At 70.3% G+C, this 17,530-nt stretch carries 19 protein-coding genes; all 19 read right to left on the bottom strand.

Going from position 1 to position 17,530, the window contains the following annotated elements:
• Positions 1-38 precede the first annotated feature (38 nt).
• Positions 39-941, bottom strand: a complete 903-nt coding sequence (locus J3P44_RS16455) for a phosphotransferase (protein WP_255891513.1) — start codon at positions 939-941, stop codon at positions 39-41.
• Positions 942-1,006: 65 nt separating this feature from the next.
• Positions 1,007-1,612 carry an acVLRF1 family peptidyl-tRNA hydrolase gene (locus J3P44_RS16450; RefSeq protein WP_255891512.1) on the bottom strand — a complete coding sequence of 202 codons (606 nt, stop codon included), beginning with the start codon at positions 1,610-1,612 and terminating at the stop codon, positions 1,007-1,009.
• A 44-nt stretch (positions 1,613-1,656) separates the two neighbouring features.
• A complete protein-coding gene (locus tag J3P44_RS16445; RefSeq protein WP_255891511.1) occupies positions 1,657-1,899 on the bottom strand; it encodes a helix-turn-helix transcriptional regulator in 243 nt (80 codons plus the stop codon).
• Entirely contained in the window at positions 1,896-2,768 is an 873-nt protein-coding gene (locus J3P44_RS16440) for an ABC transporter permease (RefSeq protein WP_255891510.1), read from the bottom strand. Before J3P44_RS16440 ends, J3P44_RS16445 begins: the two co-directional genes overlap by 4 nt.
• Positions 2,768-3,694, bottom strand: coding sequence for an ABC transporter ATP-binding protein (locus J3P44_RS16435; RefSeq protein ID WP_255891509.1), 927 nt, complete (start codon positions 3,692-3,694; stop codon positions 2,768-2,770). Before J3P44_RS16435 ends, J3P44_RS16440 begins: the two co-directional genes overlap by 1 nt.
• Positions 3,695-3,743: 49 nt before the next feature.
• Complete coding sequence (locus J3P44_RS16430; protein WP_255891508.1) at positions 3,744-4,289, bottom strand: NYN domain-containing protein; 546 nt, start codon at positions 4,287-4,289, stop codon at positions 3,744-3,746.
• A gap of 31 nt (positions 4,290-4,320) precedes the next feature.
• Positions 4,321-4,707, bottom strand: coding sequence for an ASCH domain-containing protein (locus tag J3P44_RS16425; protein ID WP_255891507.1), 387 nt, complete (start codon positions 4,705-4,707; stop codon positions 4,321-4,323).
• A gap of 29 nt (positions 4,708-4,736) precedes the next feature.
• Positions 4,737-5,519: an aminoglycoside adenylyltransferase domain-containing protein gene (locus J3P44_RS25585; protein ID WP_255891506.1), complete on the bottom strand. Its 783-nt coding sequence runs from the start codon at positions 5,517-5,519 to the stop codon at positions 4,737-4,739.
• Between the two features lie 76 nt (positions 5,520-5,595).
• A complete protein-coding gene (locus tag J3P44_RS16415; protein WP_255891505.1) occupies positions 5,596-5,991 on the bottom strand; it encodes a metal-sulfur cluster assembly factor in 396 nt (131 codons plus the stop codon).
• The gene (gene sufU, locus J3P44_RS16410; protein WP_255891504.1) at positions 5,984-6,460 is read right to left on the bottom strand and encodes a Fe-S cluster assembly sulfur transfer protein SufU; all 477 of its coding nucleotides are present in this window, start codon (positions 6,458-6,460) and stop codon (positions 5,984-5,986) included. Before sufU ends, J3P44_RS16415 begins: the two co-directional genes overlap by 8 nt.
• Positions 6,461-6,464: 4 nt before the next feature.
• A complete protein-coding gene (locus J3P44_RS16405; protein WP_255891503.1) occupies positions 6,465-7,700 on the bottom strand; it encodes a cysteine desulfurase in 1,236 nt (411 codons plus the stop codon).
• 26 nt (positions 7,701-7,726) lie between these two features.
• Positions 7,727-8,488, bottom strand: coding sequence for a Fe-S cluster assembly ATPase SufC (gene sufC / locus J3P44_RS16400; RefSeq protein WP_255891502.1), 762 nt, complete (start codon positions 8,486-8,488; stop codon positions 7,727-7,729).
• Positions 8,485-8,832: a non-heme iron oxygenase ferredoxin subunit gene (locus tag J3P44_RS16395; RefSeq protein WP_255891501.1), complete on the bottom strand. Its 348-nt coding sequence runs from the start codon at positions 8,830-8,832 to the stop codon at positions 8,485-8,487. The genes sufC and J3P44_RS16395 overlap by 4 nt, the downstream gene beginning before the upstream one ends.
• Positions 8,832-10,043: a Fe-S cluster assembly protein SufD gene (gene sufD / locus J3P44_RS16390; RefSeq protein WP_255891500.1), complete on the bottom strand. Its 1,212-nt coding sequence runs from the start codon at positions 10,041-10,043 to the stop codon at positions 8,832-8,834. Before sufD ends, J3P44_RS16395 begins: the two co-directional genes overlap by 1 nt.
• 90 nt (positions 10,044-10,133) lie before the next feature.
• The gene (gene sufB / locus J3P44_RS16385) at positions 10,134-11,561 is read right to left on the bottom strand and encodes a Fe-S cluster assembly protein SufB (protein ID WP_255891499.1); all 1,428 of its coding nucleotides are present in this window, start codon (positions 11,559-11,561) and stop codon (positions 10,134-10,136) included.
• Entirely contained in the window at positions 11,558-12,268 is a 711-nt protein-coding gene (locus J3P44_RS16380; protein ID WP_372496617.1) for a helix-turn-helix transcriptional regulator, read from the bottom strand. The genes sufB and J3P44_RS16380 overlap by 4 nt, the downstream gene beginning before the upstream one ends.
• Before the next feature lie 82 nt (positions 12,269-12,350).
• Positions 12,351-13,175, bottom strand: coding sequence for an ABC transporter permease (locus J3P44_RS16375; protein ID WP_255891497.1), 825 nt, complete (start codon positions 13,173-13,175; stop codon positions 12,351-12,353).
• Positions 13,172-14,164 (bottom strand): ATP-binding cassette domain-containing protein, encoded by a 993-nt coding sequence (locus J3P44_RS16370; RefSeq protein WP_255891496.1) that lies wholly within the window; start codon positions 14,162-14,164, stop codon positions 13,172-13,174. The genes J3P44_RS16375 and J3P44_RS16370 overlap by 4 nt, the downstream gene beginning before the upstream one ends.
• A gap of 183 nt (positions 14,165-14,347) precedes the next feature.
• Positions 14,348-17,362, bottom strand: coding sequence for a S8 family serine peptidase (locus tag J3P44_RS16365; protein ID WP_255891495.1), 3,015 nt, complete (start codon positions 17,360-17,362; stop codon positions 14,348-14,350).
• Between the last annotated feature and the right edge of the window lie 168 nt (positions 17,363-17,530).

Below are 17,530 nucleotides of genomic sequence, written 5' to 3'. Positions count from 1 at the left end.
CCCAGCTCTGATCGACCAGCACTGATCGACCAGGGCTCTCAGCCGAGCAGCGCCTCGATCTGGGACACCTGGCGCTGCATGGCGCGGATGTAGGGCGCCACGCTGGGATGGCGGAACTTCCCGGCCAGCGCTCCCTCGCCCTCGGCAACCCGCGCCAGCGCCCAGTCCAGCCGGGTCAGTGCGGTGTAGACGGCCATCACCCGAGCGCCGGTCGCGACCTCGTCGGGCGTGGCCAGGCCCGCCGGCAGCGCGGCGACGTACGCCTCCACCATCGGCTCGATGGCCTCGCGGGTCGCCAGGGAGAGGTAGCCCAGGTCGGCCCCGACCGGACCGCGGCCCAGGTGCGCCCAGTCGATCGCGACGGCGCTGTCACCCGACCGGCCGGGGATGTTGGCCGGCGACGGGTCACCGTGCTGGGCCACCTGGGGCAGCGCGTCGCAGCGCTCCAGCCAGAGCGTGCGACGGGTCCAGAGATGGTCGGCGATGTCGGCCATCGGTGTGCGGGCCAGCGTCCGCCAGCCGCCGCGGCGGTCCACCAGGCCCAGCCGGCTGCGGAGCTGGTCGCGCGCCAGCCACGCGTGCCGCCCGAGGTCGACGGCGGCGAACCGGCCGAGACACGCCGCCAGCCACAGACCGGGCGCATCGACGCGCTCGACGCGCTCGTGGACGAGCGTGATGCCCTCGGCGTCCTCGTCGACGCGCACGACCGGCGCCTCTCGCAGTCCCGGCGCCGCGGCAACGACGCCGCTGAGGGCCACGTCACAAGCACGGCGCCAGTAGTTGGCGTCGTTCGGCGCGAGCGTCCCGGGAGCGTCGTGTGGATCGGGGCAGCGCAACCTCTTCACCACGACCTCGCGGCCACCGTGCGTGGCCGACCACACGCCGACGGTGGCCGGGCCGGCACCCGGGAGGGGGCGCCATCCCGGCTCGGGTTGCCACATGCCGAGGACGCTAACCGATGTCGTCGCTGCGTTGGCTCCACGAGCCGCTCGACACGGCGGTCGGGTCAGGCGTTGACCACGGTCACGGCCAGCGACTGGGCGTCGGCCACCGCCGCGTCCAGCACCGCGCGGCGCGGGTCGGGGACCGCGAGCCACGGCCCGACGGCCGTCAGGGAGGCCAGCCGCGGGTCGTCGAGCACCGCATCGACGGCCGCGTGGTCGCCGCCGGTGACCACCAGCCGGGTGCCGGTGAGGATGCGGGCGGCGTGGTCGGCGGCGGCCTCGTAGGCCTGGCGCGCCTGGTTGCCGCGCCGGCGGGCGAAGCGCTGCTGGCTCTGTCCGCCGGCCTTGGTCCGGCCCTGCACGTGCCGCTGCCCGATCTTGTGCTCCACCATCTCCGCACCATTCAGCCGCGCCACCGCGAAGCCGCCCTTGCGGACCAGCAGCACGCCCCAGACGTCGGGCGGCACCGCAGCGGCGGCGAAGGCAGCGGCCTGCGCCGGGCCGTCGTACGACAGCGCCAGAGGCAGTCGGGCCTCGAAGTGGGAGCCATCGGCGGCGCGCCCCGCCAGCCCTCCCCCGGCCACGGACAACTCCGTCGCGCCGTGGCTCGCTGTGAAGTTGTCGACCCACCGCTCCCAGCGCCGGGGTGGGACGAGGACGAGGGGCACGGCACGGACGCTATCGGTTGCGCGGTGCGGATCCGCTCACCGCGTCAGGCGGAGCGGCCCCTGTGGTCGCTGACGCGTGGGAACGGCGTCAACGAGAACACCGCCTCCACCGGCACGTCGAAGAACACCGCGATGCGCAGCGCGAGGTCCAGGCTGGGGCTGTTCTCGCCGCGCTCGAGGTAGCCCACCGTCTGGTAGTGCACACCCAGCGCGGTGGCCAGGTCGCGACGGGACACGCCCTGCTCGGCACGCAGCAGGGCGATCCGGTTGTGCACCACCGCCGTCACCTGACCCACTGTGTCGCCGCCTCCTTCGCGGCAGCGACCTGGGACCCGGACTGGCGCCGCGACATGCGGCGCAGCAGCGCCGGGGCCACCAGGGCGCCCACGACCGCCCACGCACCGAGCACGGCGATGGTCTCGAGCGTGCGCCACGAGCCGCCGATCTCCGCGTCGACGTAGGAGTCGGGCAGGAAGGCCGAGCGCATGCCGAGCCCCAGCCAGTACATCGGGAACACCTGCGCCACGACCTGGACCCATCCCCACAGGGCCTGCACGGGGTAGAAGATCCCGGAGATGCCGGCCAGCACCATCACCGGCAGCATCCCCCACATCCCGACCTTCTGCACGCCGGGCACGACGGCCCCGATCGCCATGCCGATGGGAAGCGTCGCGAGCAGCCCGAGGGCCAGGACCCAGACGATGGTGAACCAGCCGCTGGGGTGGGCCATCAGGTTGTCGAAGAGCAGGAAGCTCGGGACCAGGACGGCGATCGTCTGCGGCACCAGGCTCGAGGAGTGGAGGACCAGCTGTCCCGCGAAGTAGCCGACGAGCCCGTTGGGCACGGCCTTGGCCCGCAGCAGGGTCCCGTCCTCCTTCTCCATGGCGAGGCTGTAGGCCGGCCCGATGACGAGGCCGAAGGCCACCAGCCCGCCGAGGATGCTCGGCAGTGCCACCGAGGGCAGCAGCAGACCCGTGTCGTCGACAGGGGTGTCGCGTCGGAGGTAGAGGTAGCCGACCGCGAGGAACGCGGTGAACAGGTAGAACCACTGGTCCTGGGAGCTGCGCAGGCTCAGGACGAACTCCGTCCAGCCACGTCGCATCCCGAGTCGGACCGCGTGCGGCAGCGCACTCGCCGGTGACGTCGAGCTGCTCATCAGACCACCTCCCTGAAGGCACGGACTGCCTCGTCGGACTGTCCCGCCTCGTGTCGTTGCACCAGGTCGAGGTAGGCGTCCTCGAGGCTCGCGCGCCGGACCTCGAGGTCGACCACGGGCTCGCCCGGCTCGGTGAGCAGACGGCGTACGAAGTCGGTGGCGTCGGCGGTCGAGTGCACGAAGCGCTCGCCGCCACGCGTCCACTTGACCTCTACCTCCAGCGCCGCGCGCAGCGCGAGCTGCTCGGCGGTGTCGTCGGCGACGATCCGCCCTCCGGCCAGGATCAGGACGCGGTCGGCCAGCTTCTCCGCCTCGTCGAGGTCGTGGGTCGTCAGCAGGATCGTGGTGTGCTCGAGATCGGCCAGGCGGTGCACGACGTGGTGGAACTCGCGGCGCGCCTGGGGGTCGAAGCCGGCCGTGGGCTCGTCGAGGAAGAGCAGCTCGGGACGCCCGACGATCCCCATGGCCACGTCGAGCCGGCGACGCTGCCCACCGGAGAACGTCGCGATCTTCTGGTCGGCGAGGTCGTCGAGGCCCACGACCTCGAGCAGCTCATCGGTCGGGACCGGACGCGGCCGGTCGGGAGTGGCGTACGGCGCGTAGTAGCCGCCCACCTGGTCCAGCAACGTGCGCGGCGTCCAGCGCGGGTGGTCACGCCAGGACTGCAGGACGACTCCCGTGCGGGCGCGCCACGCCTCGCTCGCGCGGCGGGGGTCCTCGCCCAGCACGGTGACCTCGCCGGCGGAACGCTCGCGGAACCCCTCGAGGATCTCGATGGTGGTGGTCTTGCCCGCACCGTTGGGCCCGAGGAGGCACACCACCTCCCCCGGCTCGATCGAGAACTCGACGCTGGTCAGGACGTCCTTGTCGCCGTAGCGCATGCGCAGGTCGCGCACCTCGATCACCGGGGCAGCCTGGGAGCTCACCCGGCGAACGTAGTCCTTGTGCTACCTCGATAGCAAGAGTGCTACATGGCTACAGGAAGTCGAGCGGGTCGAACTCGTCGATCGGGATGACGCGCACCCGCGGGAGAGGCGAGTTGAAGGCGGCGAGGTCGTACTCGAGGTCGAAGATCCGCAGCCCCGGGAGGTTGCGGAACTGGGAGCTCACGAACTCGGTGAAGCCGATCACGCCGACCTGACGGGTCCCGTCGCACAGCGCGGAGACCTGGTCGACGAAGTCGCCGTCGTGGCTCACGAGGACCACGTCGGCCGCGCGGTGCACCAGCGCCTCGGCGGTGCGCTGGATGGCGATGTCCACGATCTTGCCCTCGCCACTCAGCGGGATCGGCTTGAAGCCGATCGCGAGCAGTGCCTGGACGAAGCTCGTGGGCATCTCGGTGGTGGCGGCGAGGAAGAACAGCCCGGTGACGTCCTGGTCGAAGGCCCGCTCGGCCCACTCCAGCAGCCGGTCCCACCGGGGGCGCTCCTCGGGCCGGGGGCGACGACCCAGGATCGAGGTGCCCAGGGTGGCGTCGATGTTCTCCCCGTCGACGAGGAGGTAGGTCATCCGCTCGGCCATGCGAGGACTCTCCCACACGGGCTTGTCGGACTCAGGCCTGGTAGACGACCTTGAACTCCTCGGCGACCTCATCACCGGTCACGGCCACCCGGGTGACCTCGACCAGTGCACGCGGCACCCCGGAGCCGTCGCACAGGATGGACAGCACGCCCGTCTCCGGCATCTCGCCGGCGTAGTCCGCAGCCGGGGCGGTGGTGCTGCCGCGCTCGTCGGCCAGCACCCGGGCGACGAACGCGTCGGACTCCTCGAGCGAGTCGCCGTACGCCCACGCCGGGGGTGGGACCGACTCGAGGGTCGTCGGGCCGAAGTAGGTGGGCGCCGCGTTGAGCTTGGCGTGGAAGCGGGCCAGGTCCCAGAAGACCCGCAGCTCCTCGTGGTCGAACTCGATCTCGGACAGGTCGACGTCGGGCTCGCTCATGCCCCGAGCGTAGTGCGCCGGTCCCCGCGTCAGGCGAGCGCCGCGACGTACGCCGCGAAGTCCCGGGCGGCCGCCATCGAGCCCGGCCGGGGCTCGGCGCCCGGGTCGAGCCCGAGGTCGCGGTCGGCCAGGACCTGCTGGAGCAGCGGGCGCCACGACGGATCGGCGTGCATCATCGCCCAGCGCAGGGCGTCGCGCTTGCTGGCGACCTCGCCGGTGCGCACCGTGTGGAGGCTGCGGGCAGCCTGGACCACCAGGTAGCGCTGGCACCAGGCGATGTGGGGTGGGCACCACCCCAGGATGTCGTCGGTCAGCGTCGCCAGGCCGGCACGCGCCCGGTCCCGGAGCACGTCGTCGGGGACCGGGTCGACGAGCTCGACGGGGCAGGGGCCGAGGAGGGTGATGCCGTGCTCGCGCAGGATCCACCTGGTCCACGGCTGGTTGCAGTGGTCGGACCAGCACATCTCGTCGCGGCCGTGGTCGACGTAGAGCCAGTCCCGACCCAATCCCCGGACGGTGCGAAGGTCGGCGGCGACGGCGTACGAGCCCTCGAGGTGGCGGTTCCAGAACCCGTCGCGGTGCGGCAGGTCGCGGTGGAGCGCGCGCAGCGCCGTCTCCTGCCCCGCGTCGGGCCGCTGGTCGACCACCACCAGGAAGTCGCAGTCGCTGTGCACGTCACCCGCGCCGAGCGCGAACGAGCCCTGCAGGTAGGCGCCCACGAAGGAGTCGCCGAGCGCGGCCTGCGCACCGGTGACCAGGTCGTGGAGCACGCCGTTGAGCTCGGCGTAGCGCGTGGGGTGGGGGTTGAGCACGGCTGAAGTGTGCGCCTGCGCAGGCCCTGGCGCTACGGAATATCCGGCCCTGGGGGTAGGACTCGACCCGCGAGGCTCAGACGTTGAACCCGAGCGCGCGCAGCTGCTCGCGGCCGTCCTCGGTGATCTTGTCCGGGCCCCACGGCGGCATCCAGACCCAGTTGATCGCGACGTCGTTGACCAGACCCTCCAGCGCGGACTCGGTCTGGTCCATGATCACGTCGGTCAGAGGGCACGCGGCCGAGGTGAGGGTCATGTCGAGGACGGCGTTGGAGCTCTCGTCGAGGTGCACGCCGTAGACGAGGCCGAGGTCGACGACGTTGATGCCGAGCTCGGGGTCGACGACGTCCTTCATCGCCTCGGTGACGTCGTCCACGGTCACCGTCGCGGTGCCGCCGCCGCCGTGCGGGTTGGCCTCGGGGACCTCGGGCAGGTCGCCGCGGTCGATCTGCTGGTCACGGGACTCAGACATGGGGATCTCCTTGCGGTTCGGTCCGGGCCTGGGCGGTCGCGTCCTTCCACGCCATCCAGGAGAGAAGTGCGCACTTCACGCGCGCTGGGAACTTGGCGACACCGGCGAACGCGATGCCGTCCTCGAGGACGTCCTCGTCGGGGGTGATCTGCCCCTTGCCCTGCATCAGCTCGAGGAAGGTCTGGTGGATCTGCATCGCCTCGTCGACCGGCTTGCCGATCACCAGGTCGGTCAGCACGGAGGCCGACGCCTGCGAGATCGAGCAGCCCACGGCGTCGTACGACACGTCCTCGACCACCGTGCCCTGCGGGCCCTGGGCGAGGTGCACCCGGAGGGTCACCTCGTCGCCGCAGGTCGGGTTGACGTGGTGGACCTCGGACTCGAACGGGACGCGCAGCCCCTTGTGGTGGGGGTTCTTGTAGTGATCCAGGATGATCTCCTGGTAGAGGTTGTCGAGCTCGGTGCTCATCGCGTCAGCCCACCTTGAAGTAGGCGCGGGTGTGGTGAAGAGCCTCGACCAGCGCGTCGATCTCGGCGGGCGTCGTGTAGAGGTAGGACGACATCCGCGTCGAGCTCTGCACGCCGAAGCGCGCGTGCGCCGGCTTGGCGCAGTGGTGCCCGGCCCGCACCGCCACTCCGCGCGAGTCGAGCACCTGCGCGATGTCGTGGGGATGGACCTCGGCGAGCTCGAAGGAGATCGCGCCGCCGCGCTGGGTCGCGTCCACAGGGCCCATCACCGTCAGGCCCGGGATCGACTGGAGGCCCTCCAGGGCGTACGCCGTGATCGCCTGCTCGTGCGCGTGGATGGGCTCGAGCCCGATGTGGCCGAGGTAGTCCACGGCGGCACCGAGGCCGACGGCCTCGACGATCGGCGGGGTGCCGGCCTCGAAGCGGTGCGGCGCCTTGGCGTACGTCGAGCGCGCCATGGTCACGGTCTCGATCATCTCGCCGCCACCGTGGAACGGCGGGAGCTCGTTGAGCAGCGCCTCACGTCCCCAGAGCACACCGATGCCGGTCGGGCCGCACACCTTGTGGCCGGTGAAGACGAGGAAGTCGCAGTCGACGGCCTGGACGTCGACGGGGAGCTGCGGTGCGGCCTGCGAGGCATCGACGACCGAGAGGGCGCCGAAGGCCCTGGCCCGGGCGGCCAGGTCGGCGACCGGGTTGATCGTGCCGAGCATGTTGGACACCCAGGTGAAGGCGACGACCTTGGTGTGCTCGTCGATGAGCTGGTCGGCGTTGCCCAGGTCGAGCCGGCCGTCGTCGGTGAGCCCGAACCAGCGCAGCTCCGCACCGGCGCGCTCGCACGCCAGCTGCCACGACACGATGTTGGAGTGGTGCTCCATCTCGGTGATGACGACGTTGTCTCCGGGGCCCAGCTCGATCGTGCGGGCCAGGAGGTTGAGCGCCTCGGTGGCGTTCTTGGTGAAGACGATCTCGTTGCGCGAGGGCGCGTTGAGGAAGGCCGCCACCTTGTCACGGGCCGCCTCGTAGGCCTCGGTCGACTCGGCGCCGAGCTGGTGCATCGCCCGGGCGATGTTGGCGTTGTGCCGCTCGAGGTGGTCGACCATCGTGTCGATGACGATCTGCGGCTTCTGCGAGGTGTTGGCGCTGTCGAGGTAGACCAGCGGCTGCCCGCCCGCGAGCGTGCGCTCGAGGATCGGGAAGTCCTTGCGGATCACGTCGAGATCCGGAAGCAGTCCTTCCATGGTGTTACCTCGTTTCGCGGTGTCGGTCAGGCAGTGGCGGGCTTCAAGTAGCGGTCGTAGCCCTCTGCCTCGAGCTGGTCGGCGAGCTCCTTGCCGCCGGACTCGGCGACCTTGCCGTCGACGAAGACGTGGACGAAGTCGGGCTCGATGTAGCGCAGGATGCGGGTGTAGTGGGTGATCAGCAGGACACCCTTGCCCTCGCGCGCACGGAAGCGGTTGACGCCGTCGGAGACGACCTTGAGCGCGTCGATGTCGAGGCCGGAGTCGGTCTCGTCGAGCACCGCGACCTTGGGGTCGAGGAGCTCGAGCTGGGCGATCTCGTGGCGCTTCTTCTCACCACCGGAGAAGCCCTCGTTGACGTTGCGGGTGCCGAACGTCGGGTCGAGGTTGAGCTGCTGGAGCGCGGCGTTGACGTCCTTGACCCACGTGCGCAGCTTGGGGGCCTCACCGTCGATGGCCGTCTTGGCGGTGCGCAGGAAGTTCGAGACCGAGACGCCGGGGACCTCGACGGGGTACTGCATGGCGAGGAAGAGGCCGGCGCGGGCGCGCTCGTCGACCGACATCGCCAGGACGTCCTGGCCGTCGAGCGTGACCGTGCCTCCGGTGATCGTGTACTTCGGGTGGCCGGCGATGGAGTAGGCCAAGGTCGACTTGCCGGAGCCGTTGGGGCCCATGATGGCGTGGGTCTCGCCCTCGTTGATGGTGAGGGTGACGCCCTTGAGGATCTCCTTGGGGCCGTCCTCTGTGTCGACGGTGACGCGCAGGTCGGTGATGACGAGCTTGCTCATGCGGGGGTGACTCCGTTCAGGGTGGTCTCGGTGTCGACGTAGACGTCGCCGTCTCGTACGTCGACAGGGAAGGTGGCGACCGGCTCGGTCGCGGGGAGGTTGGTGGGCTTGCCGGTGCGCAGGTCGAACATCGATCCGTGCAGCCAGCACTCGATCTGGCACCCACCGTCGTTGACGGCCACCTCGCCCTCGCTCAGGGCGATCTCGGCGTGGCTGCAGACGTCCTCGACGGCGAAGACCTCCTCGCCGTCGCGCGCGACGGCGACGTCGTAGCGGCCGAGCGTGACTGCCAGGGCGCGGTCGGTCGGCACCTCCGCCAGCGCGCACGCTCGTTCGTAGGCCATCAGGCCCCCGATCCGAAGGCGGAGTCCTTCAGCACGTTCTTGGCGAGCTCGGCCTCCACCGTGGTCAGCAGCCGGTCCTCGATGGAGGGGACGCCGACCTTGCGGATCAGGTCGTTGAAGAACCCGTGGACGACCAGGCGCTGCGCCTCCTGCTCGGAGATGCCGCGCGACTGGAGGTAGAAGAGCTGCTCGTCGTCGAAGCGCGCCGTGGCAGAGGCGTGTCCGGCACCCTCGATCTCACCGGTCTCGATCTCCAGGTTGGGGATGGAGTCGGCGCGGCAGCCGTCGGTGAGGACGAGGTTGCGGTTCTCCTCGAAGGTCTCGATGCCCTCGGCGATCTTGCGGATGAGCACGTTGCCGACCCAGACGGTGTGCGCCTTCTCCCCCTGCAGCGCGCCCTTGTAGACGGCGTGCGACTTGGTGCGCGGGGCGGTGTGGTCGGCGAAGATCCGGTGCTCGATGTGCTGGCCGGCGTCGGCGAAGTAGAGGCCGAGCAGCTCGGCGGAGCCGCCGGGACCGTCGTAGGTCACGTTGGCGTCCATCCGCACCACGTCGCCACCGAAGGAGATCGCGGTGTGCTTGTAGGTCGCGTCGCGACCCACGCGCGCCTGGTGGTGGGACAGGTGGACGGCGTCGTCGGCCCAGTCCTGGATGGAGACGACGGAGACGTCGGCACCGTCGCCCACCGCGATCTCGACGACCGCTGCGACCGTGGAGGAGCCGGTGTGGTTGAGCACCACGATCGCCTTGCTGTGCGCACCGAAGCGCATCGCGACGTGACCGGCCTCGGTGACCGTGACGTCCTGACCGTCCAGGTCGACGACGATCGGCTCGGCCACCTCGGTGTCGGCGGGGACGTCGATCAGGAGGCTGGACGGGACCTCGGCGAGCACGCGGGCGGCCCAGAGGGTGTTGGGCACGAGGCCGGAGATGCCGCGCAGCGCGCGCGCCTCGTCGCCGGACACCCCTTCCACGCGGACGCCCTCGGGCGTGTTCCACATGCAGGAGGTCGCCGAGCGCATGAACTCCGCGTCGGCGTGCAGGCCCTTGAGCCGCTTGAGGGGCGTGAAGCGCCAGATCTCCTCACGGCCGGTCGGCGCCGTGTGGTCGCTGACCTCGAAGGAGCCCGCCGGGTGCAGGTGGCTCTCCACCCGGTCGGCGGCCGGGGCCTGCTCCAGGGCGGAGCGGACGGAATCGGTGGTGACGGTCAAAGCTCTACTTTCTGTTCCTCGGTCTCGTGACGGTCGCAGAGCGACCTCCTCGACCAGCGGGAAGCGGTCCGGTGCGGGGCGGGGCGGCGATCAGCCGACCGCACCCTCCATCTGCAGCTCGATCAGCCGGTTGAGCTCGAGGGCGTACTCCATCGGCAGCTCCTTGGCGATCGGCTCGACGAAGCCGCGCACGATCATCGCCATCGCCTCGTCCTGCTCCATGCCGCGAGACATGAGGTAGAAGAGCTGGTCGTCGGAGACCTTCGAGACGCTCGCCTCGTGGCCCATGGACACGTCGTCCTCGCGGATGTCGACGTAGGGATAGGTGTCGCTGCGGCTGATCTGGTCGACCAGCAGCGCGTCGCACAGCACGTTGGACTTGGAGCCGTGCGCGCCCTCGTTGATCTGGATCAGGCCGCGGTAGGACGTCCGCCCGCCGCCGCGCGCCACCGACTTGCTCAGGATCGAGCTCGAGGTGTGCGGGGCCGCGTGCACCATCTTGGCGCCGGCGTCCTGGTGCTGGCCCTCGCCCGCGAAGGCGATGGACAGCGTCTCGCCCTTGGCGTGCTCGCCCATGAGGTAGATGGCGGGGTACTTCATCGTCACCTTGGAGCCGATGTTGCCGTCGACCCACTCCATCGTCGCGCCGGCCTCGCAGGTCGCGCGCTTGGTGACGAGGTTGTAGACGTTGTTCGACCAGTTCTGGATGGTCGTGTAGCGGCAGCGCCCGCCCTTCTTCACGATGATCTCCACGACCGCGGAGTGCAGCGAGTCGGAGGAGTAGATTGGCGCGGTGCAGCCCTCGACGTAGTGCACGTAGGCGTCCTCGTCGACGATGATCAGGGTCCGCTCGAACTGGCCCATGTTCTCGGTGTTGATCCGGAAGTAGGCCTGGAGCGGGATGTCGACGTGCACGCCCTTGGGCACGTAGATGAACGAGCCGCCGGACCACACCGAGGTGTTGAGCGCCGAGAACTTGTTGTCACCGACCGGGATGACGGTGCCGAAGTACTCCTTGAAGAGCTCCTCGTGCTCCTTCAGCGCGGTGTCGGTGTCGACGAAGATGACGCCCTTCTCCTCGAGGTCCTCGCGGATCGAGTGGTAGACGACCTCGGACTCGTACTGGGCGGCGACGCCGGCGACGAGGCGCTGCTTCTCCGCCTCGGGGATGCCGAGCTTGTCGTAGGTGTTCTTGATGTCCTCGGGCAGCTCCTCCCAGGACGTCGCCTGCTTCTCGCTGGAGCGCACGAAGTACTTGATGTTGTCGAAGTCGATCGTGCTGAGGTCCGAGCCCCAGGTGGGCATGGGCTTGCGGTGGAAGAGCTTGAGGCCCTTGAGGCGCAGGTCGAGCATCCACTGCGGCTCGGACTTCTTCGAGGAGATGTCGCGTACGACGACCTCGTTGAGGCCGCGGGTCGCGGTGGCTCCGGCGGCGTCGCTGTCAGCCCAGCCGAACTCGTAGCGGCCGATGCCCTTGAGCTCCGGATTCAGGTCTTCGATGCTCAGGTTCTGGGTCATGACTGCTCCTTCTGGGGGACCTGCTTCAGGTCCGTCTTGAGGGTCTGGGGGATGCAGGTGGTGCAGACGCCGTCGCCGTGGGCGATGGTCGCCAACCGCTGGACGTGGGTGCCGAGCACCGAGGCGATGGCCTCGGTCTCGGCCTCGCAGAGCTGGGGGAACTCGTGGGCGACGTGGGAGACCGGGCAGTGCTGCTGGCACAGCTGCTCCCCCACGCTCTGGCCACTCGCCAGCGGCAGGTCCCGCACCGAGGCGGCGTAGCCCTGCTGGGTGAACACGCGCGCCAGCGCCTCGGCCGGGGTCAGGTCGGGGTCGACCGCGATCACAGCGGCGTAGTCGCGCTCGACGAAGGCGACGCGGCGACGGGCGAACTCCACCACGGCCTCCTCGCCCTGCGTCTCCGACAGGAAGCGCAGTGCCTGCACGGCGAGGTCGTCGTACTGCTGGTCGAAGCTGTCGCGGCCGGCCTCGGTCAGGGCGAACACCTTGGCGGGGCGCCCGCGGCCACGCGTGCCGTAGACCTTCTGGTCGCGCGACTCCACGACGCCCTCGAGGGCGAGGTGGTCGAGGTGGCGACGCACGGCCGCCGGAGTGAGGTCCAGAAGACGGGCCAGGTCGGCCGCGGTCGAGGGACCATTCTCCAGGATCGTGCGCGCCACGCGGTCCCGCGTGGGCGCGTCTGCGTCCGCGGTCGCAGCCGTCCTGATGAATTCCACAACGCCAGTGTGACGTTAATGCCCGAGCCACTTCAAGGAAGGGTGCCCTAAGTGAGCTGGGACACGACCCGCGTCAGTCGGCCGTACGTCCCCGGAAGGTGCGGATCGCGAGCGGAGCCACCACGGCGGTGATGAGGATGATCCATCCGATCGTGAACGGGATCGGGTGGTGCATCGGGAAGGCGGCGCCGTCGGCGAGCGGCTGGTCGTTGCCCCAGAGCTCGCGGACGGCCTGGGTCAGCGACGAGATCGGGTTCCACTCGGCGATGACGCGCAGCACCGTGGGCATCCGGTCGGTCGGCGCGAAGGTGTTGGCCAGGAACGTGATCGGGAACATCGTGGCGAACATGACTCCGTTGACGGCCTCGACCGAGCGCATCGCTGAGCCGACCCAGATGCCGACCCAGATCATGGCGAAGCCCCAGCCGAGGAGCAGGAGGTAGCCCAGGGCCGCATCGAACAGGTTGGTGTGGATCCGCCAGCCGATGACCAGTCCGGTCAACGACATGACGACCAGTCCGATCGAGGAGTGGGCCAGGCTCGAGATGCTGCGACCCACGAGGACCGCCGCCGGGTTGATCGGCAAGGACCGCATCCGGTCGACGATCCCCTTCTCCAGGTCGGCGGTGAGCCCCACCGCGACGATGAAGGAGGCGAAGGCGACGGTCTGGGCCATGATCCCGGCGAGCAGGAACGCTCGGTAGCCGGCCGGGGTGGCCACGTCGATGGAGGAGCCGAAGACGTAGGCGAACAGCAGCACGAACATGACCGGCTGGATGGTCACGTCGAGCAGCATCTCGGGCATCCGTTTGATGTGGAGGAAGTTGCGCCGGGCGATCGCCAGGGACTGCTGCATCAGGCCGGTCTGCTGGATCTGGGGGCGTTCGAGCGTCGTCATCGCGAGACCTTCTCCGTCGTCGTGTCAGCATCTTCGTCCGCGGGATCAGCCTCGGCACGGTGACCGGTCAGGTGCAGGAACACGTCGTCGAGGCTCGGACGCTTGAGCCCGATGTCGTCGAGGACGATGCCGCTCTCGTCGAAGAGGCCGGCCACCCGCGTCATGTGCCCGAGCCCCTCGGCCGGTGCGGTGAGCTGGCGGGCGCCGCGGTCGAGGTGCACCTCGCGGACATGTGGGCTCAGCAGTGCCTGGGCCGCCTCGATGTCGTCCGCGTGCGACACGGTCACGACGAGGGCCGCGGCCCCGGACTGGTCCTTGAGCTGGCTGGGAGTGCCCTCGGCGATCACGGTGCCGCGGTCGATGACGACGATGTTGTCGGCCAGCTGGTCGGCCTCCTCGAGGTATTGCGTGGTCAGCAGCAGCGTCGTGCCGTCCTTGACGAGCTCGCGCAGCACGTCCCACAGCTCCACGCGCGAACGCGGGTCGAGGCCGGTGGTCGGCTCGTCGAGGAAGAGGACGGGAGGCGTCGCGATCAGGCTGACCGCGAGGTCCAGTCGGCGGCGCATGCCACCGGAGTAGGTCTTGGCGATGCGGTCACCCGCGTCGCTGAGCGAGAAGCGCTCCAGGAGCTCGTCGCTCGCCCGCCTGATGTAGGCGGCGTCGAGGCCGTAGAGCTGGCCGATGAGGCGGAGGTTCTCGCGGCCGGTCAGGAGCTCGTCGACCGTCGCGGCCTGACCCGTCAACCCCATGCTCCGGCGCACTGCGGCGGGATCGGTGGCGATGTCGTGGCCCGCCACCCGCGCGGTGCCCGCGGTCGGGCGGGTCAGCGTGGTCATCATCCTGACAGTGGTCGTCTTGCCGGCGCCATTGGGGCCGAGCAACCCGAGCACGGAGCCCTCGGGCACGACGAACGAGACGCCGTCGACAGCCACGGTCTCCCCAAAGTGCTTGACGAGGCCCTCAGCCTCGATGGCATGTGAGCGTGTCATGGACGCCACGCTAGCCGGGGGGTCCGACACCACGCACCGGGTTTGTCGGCGCACCAGACTCCGCCGGGCCCGGGTGACCGCCGCCAGCACCCGGAGACGCTGATGGGCGGACGCGATCCTGTCGAGGATCACGCCCGCCCATCGGTCGGGGGATTCAGCTCGCGCCGACCCCGGTGCGAGGTGTCACGGCACGTCGACGTACACGTACGTCGGCGCCAGCGCACCGTCGTACGTGAGCTGGCCCAGGTAGCGACCGGACGTCAGCCCGGACCAGACGGCGTCGAACGTCGTCGACTGGCCCTGCGTCACCGGCACCGGGTTGGGGCTTGCTGCGAAGGCACCCAGCCCACCGTCGGCGGGCACCGTGTACTGGTCGTACCGGTAGGCGATGCCCGACGCACCCGGCGCCGCGCTGAAGCCGTCGAGCTCGGCGACGTAGTTGCCCGCGGCCGGGGCCGTCAGCGTCACGGACTCGTCCGCCGACCCGGTGGCCGACTGGCCGACCAGCGTCCGGGTGCCGGTGTCGGACACGCGGTAGACGTAGAGGTCGAGGTCCGCGGCATCGTCAGTGGCGTCGAGGTCGAACCTCGCCACCGCTGTCCCGGCCGCGATCGCGACCGGACGCTCCACGACCTGGGCGACCGCCAAGGTGCCCGAGTCCGTGGTCGCCTTGGCCAGGCCGTCCGTGCCGACCGGCTGCTCGCCGGTGAAGCCGGCCGTGATCGTCACCGGCGTGCTGCCCGAGGCGCCCGTGCCGCGCACGGTCGCCGGGGCGGACACCGACACAGGACGCAACGCGACTGGCAGCCGGACCGTGGTGGGGCCGGTCAGCGTGGCGAACCCGGTCGAGAACGCCTTCAGCGGCGCAGTCGTCCGGGTGAACGTGAAGGTCACCTTCTCCGACGCGCCCTGGGCCAGCGTGATCGAAGGCTTGTCGATCGCCACCTCGAAGCCCGGGACCTGGGCCTCCACGCTCCACGTGCCTGCCTTCAGGGCGGTGAACGTCCGGGCGATGGTGACGCTCGAGGTCACCTGGCCCTTGGCCATCGACGGGATGTTGAGGTCGGTGGCCGCCATCGGCGTGACGGTGGGACCGAAGTCGAAGCCCTGGCCCTCGAAGAAGCTCAGCCACTCGGTCGGCGTCGAGGTGACGACGAGACCGGGGTCGAAGAACTTCGTCGGGTCGACGTGGCCGGCACCCTGGTTGAACGGGTTCTGGTCGGGCGTGCCGTCGGCCTTCTTGAGGTCGTAGGCCGTCGTCATCATCGCGGACTTCACTGCCATCGGGCTCCACCCCGGGTTGACGCCCAGGATGAACGCCGCCAGTCCCGCGACGTGCGGGCTCGACATCGACGTTCCGGAGTAGAGGTCGAAGTCGCGTCCGCCGCCGGAGGGCGGGGCGACCGCGGCCAGCACGCTGACGCCGGGAGCCGAGATGTCGGGCTTGATGACGTCGGACGCGTTGGCGACCGCCGGGCCACGCGAGGAGAAGCCGGCGACCTGGGGAACGGGTGTGGCCGAGCCACCGGTGGTGTCACCCAGCACCATCGCCGCCGTGGCGCCGGCGCCCGTGGCGTACGTCTTGATCGCGGCGCCCGCGACGTTGTCGACGTGGACGGTCGGCACGGAGTGGAAGTCGGCGTCCAGGCTCTGGCCGGGGCTGGGGTTGGCCAGCACCATCCCGACGCCGCCCGCCTGCTTGACCGCTGCGCTCTTGGCGACCCGGTCGTAGGTGCCGCGGGTGCAGACGACGATCTTGCCCGCCGCTCCGGCGGGGTCCAGGCTGCCCGGCGCGCACAGGTTGACGTCGGAGGCACTGACGCCCGCTGCGCCGATGGCGGTGGAGTTGACGAGCGGAGTTCCGGCGGGGACGCCCGTCGAGGCGATCGAGGCGCCCTTGAACGTCCGGCCGTCGCCCAGGACCACCGTGTTCTCGTATGTCACGTGCGTCGACGCCGCCACCGTGGTGACCCACGGGCTGTTGTGCGCGACGGTCGACGCGGTCGGGCCACTGTTCCCCGCCGACGTCGCGACGAACACTCCTGCCGCGGCAGCACCGAGGAAGGCGTACTCCACCGCGTCGACGACCGTGCTGGTCGCGCCGGAGATGGAGAAGTTGATGACGTCGACGCCGTCGGCGATCGCGTCGTCGACCGCGGCGAGGGTCGAGGAGGTGTAGCACCCACCGGTGTTGGGGTCGGTGTCGCTGAAGCAGACCTTGTAGGCCGCGACTTTGGCTGCCGGCGCCATGCCGCTGACCAGGCCGAACTGACGGCCCTCGACGCTGGCCGGCACGCCGTTGTTGCCCGCCGCCGTGCTGGCGGTGTGCGAGCCGTGGCCGTCGCCGTCGCGCGTCGAGATGAACTCGGCCCCGTCGCGCTCCTGCGGCGGGACGCTGTCGAGGAAGGCATCGGGGTAGTAGCGGGCGCCGACGAGCTTGCTGTTGCAGTCGTCGGCCGTCCACTTCTCACCGGGCTGGCACACGCCGCGGAACACTCCGCCGTCGGCCTTCGTCATGAAGATCTGGTTGCCGCGCCGGTACATCGAGAAGGGGCCCGTCGGGTTGCGGTCCACCTTCTGGCCGCTGAAGGAGCCGGACTCGGGCCAGATGCCGGAGTCGAGCACGCCGACCACGACACCCGCGCCGGCCTTGCTGACGCCGCCGTGCTTGGTCCACTCGCCGGTCGGGCCGCTCAGGCCGAGGAACTCGGGAGACTTGTAGGTGTCGAGCGAGAAGGCCTGGTCCTTGACGACCATCAGGACGTCCCGGGACTGGACGAGCTCTGTGGCCTGCTGGCCGGTCAGTCGCGCGGTGAACGAGCTCGCGGCGAGGGTGGACCTGCTCATCACCTCCGCGCCGACACTGCGTGCGACGCCGTTCTGGCGGCTGCTCAGGTAGGCCGAGTAGTCCGCGACCCGCGCGGATCGGGCGTCGAACGCCTTGCCCCGTGCAGGGGCGGTCGCGCGGAGCCCGTCGACGCCGCCGTCGTAGCGGGTGGCGCCGGGCTCGTCGAGCACGACGACGTAGCGACCGGGGCCCAGGGTCGAGGCCTTGGCGGCGGGTGCGATGCGAGTCTCGCTGCCGCCGGGTGCCGCGGTGGCACCTGGCACCCCCGCGGCGAGGCCGCAGACGACTGCGGCAGTGGTCAGGAGGGCGAGGCCGCGTCGCGCGCCCCGCCCGGTGTAGTGGATCGACACGTGCTTCCTCCATCATTCCCAGGCTGGAGAGCCCCGCGGCTCGCCAGGCGCGCGTGAGGCCGGATCGCGACCCGTAGCGAGCGTCCTCACACAAGGCCATAGCCGGGCCTGAGTCAAGAGGTTCTTGGCATCGAGTGCGTGGTCATCGGCCACCACCCACACCTGAGG

The organism is Nocardioides astragali (genome assembly GCF_024436375.1).
In the GTDB taxonomy this organism is placed as follows: Bacteria; Actinomycetota; Actinomycetes; order Propionibacteriales; family Nocardioidaceae; genus Nocardioides; species Nocardioides astragali.
Note: the sequence above shows the minus strand (reverse complement) of the source record. Positions and strands in the feature narration are given on the sequence as shown.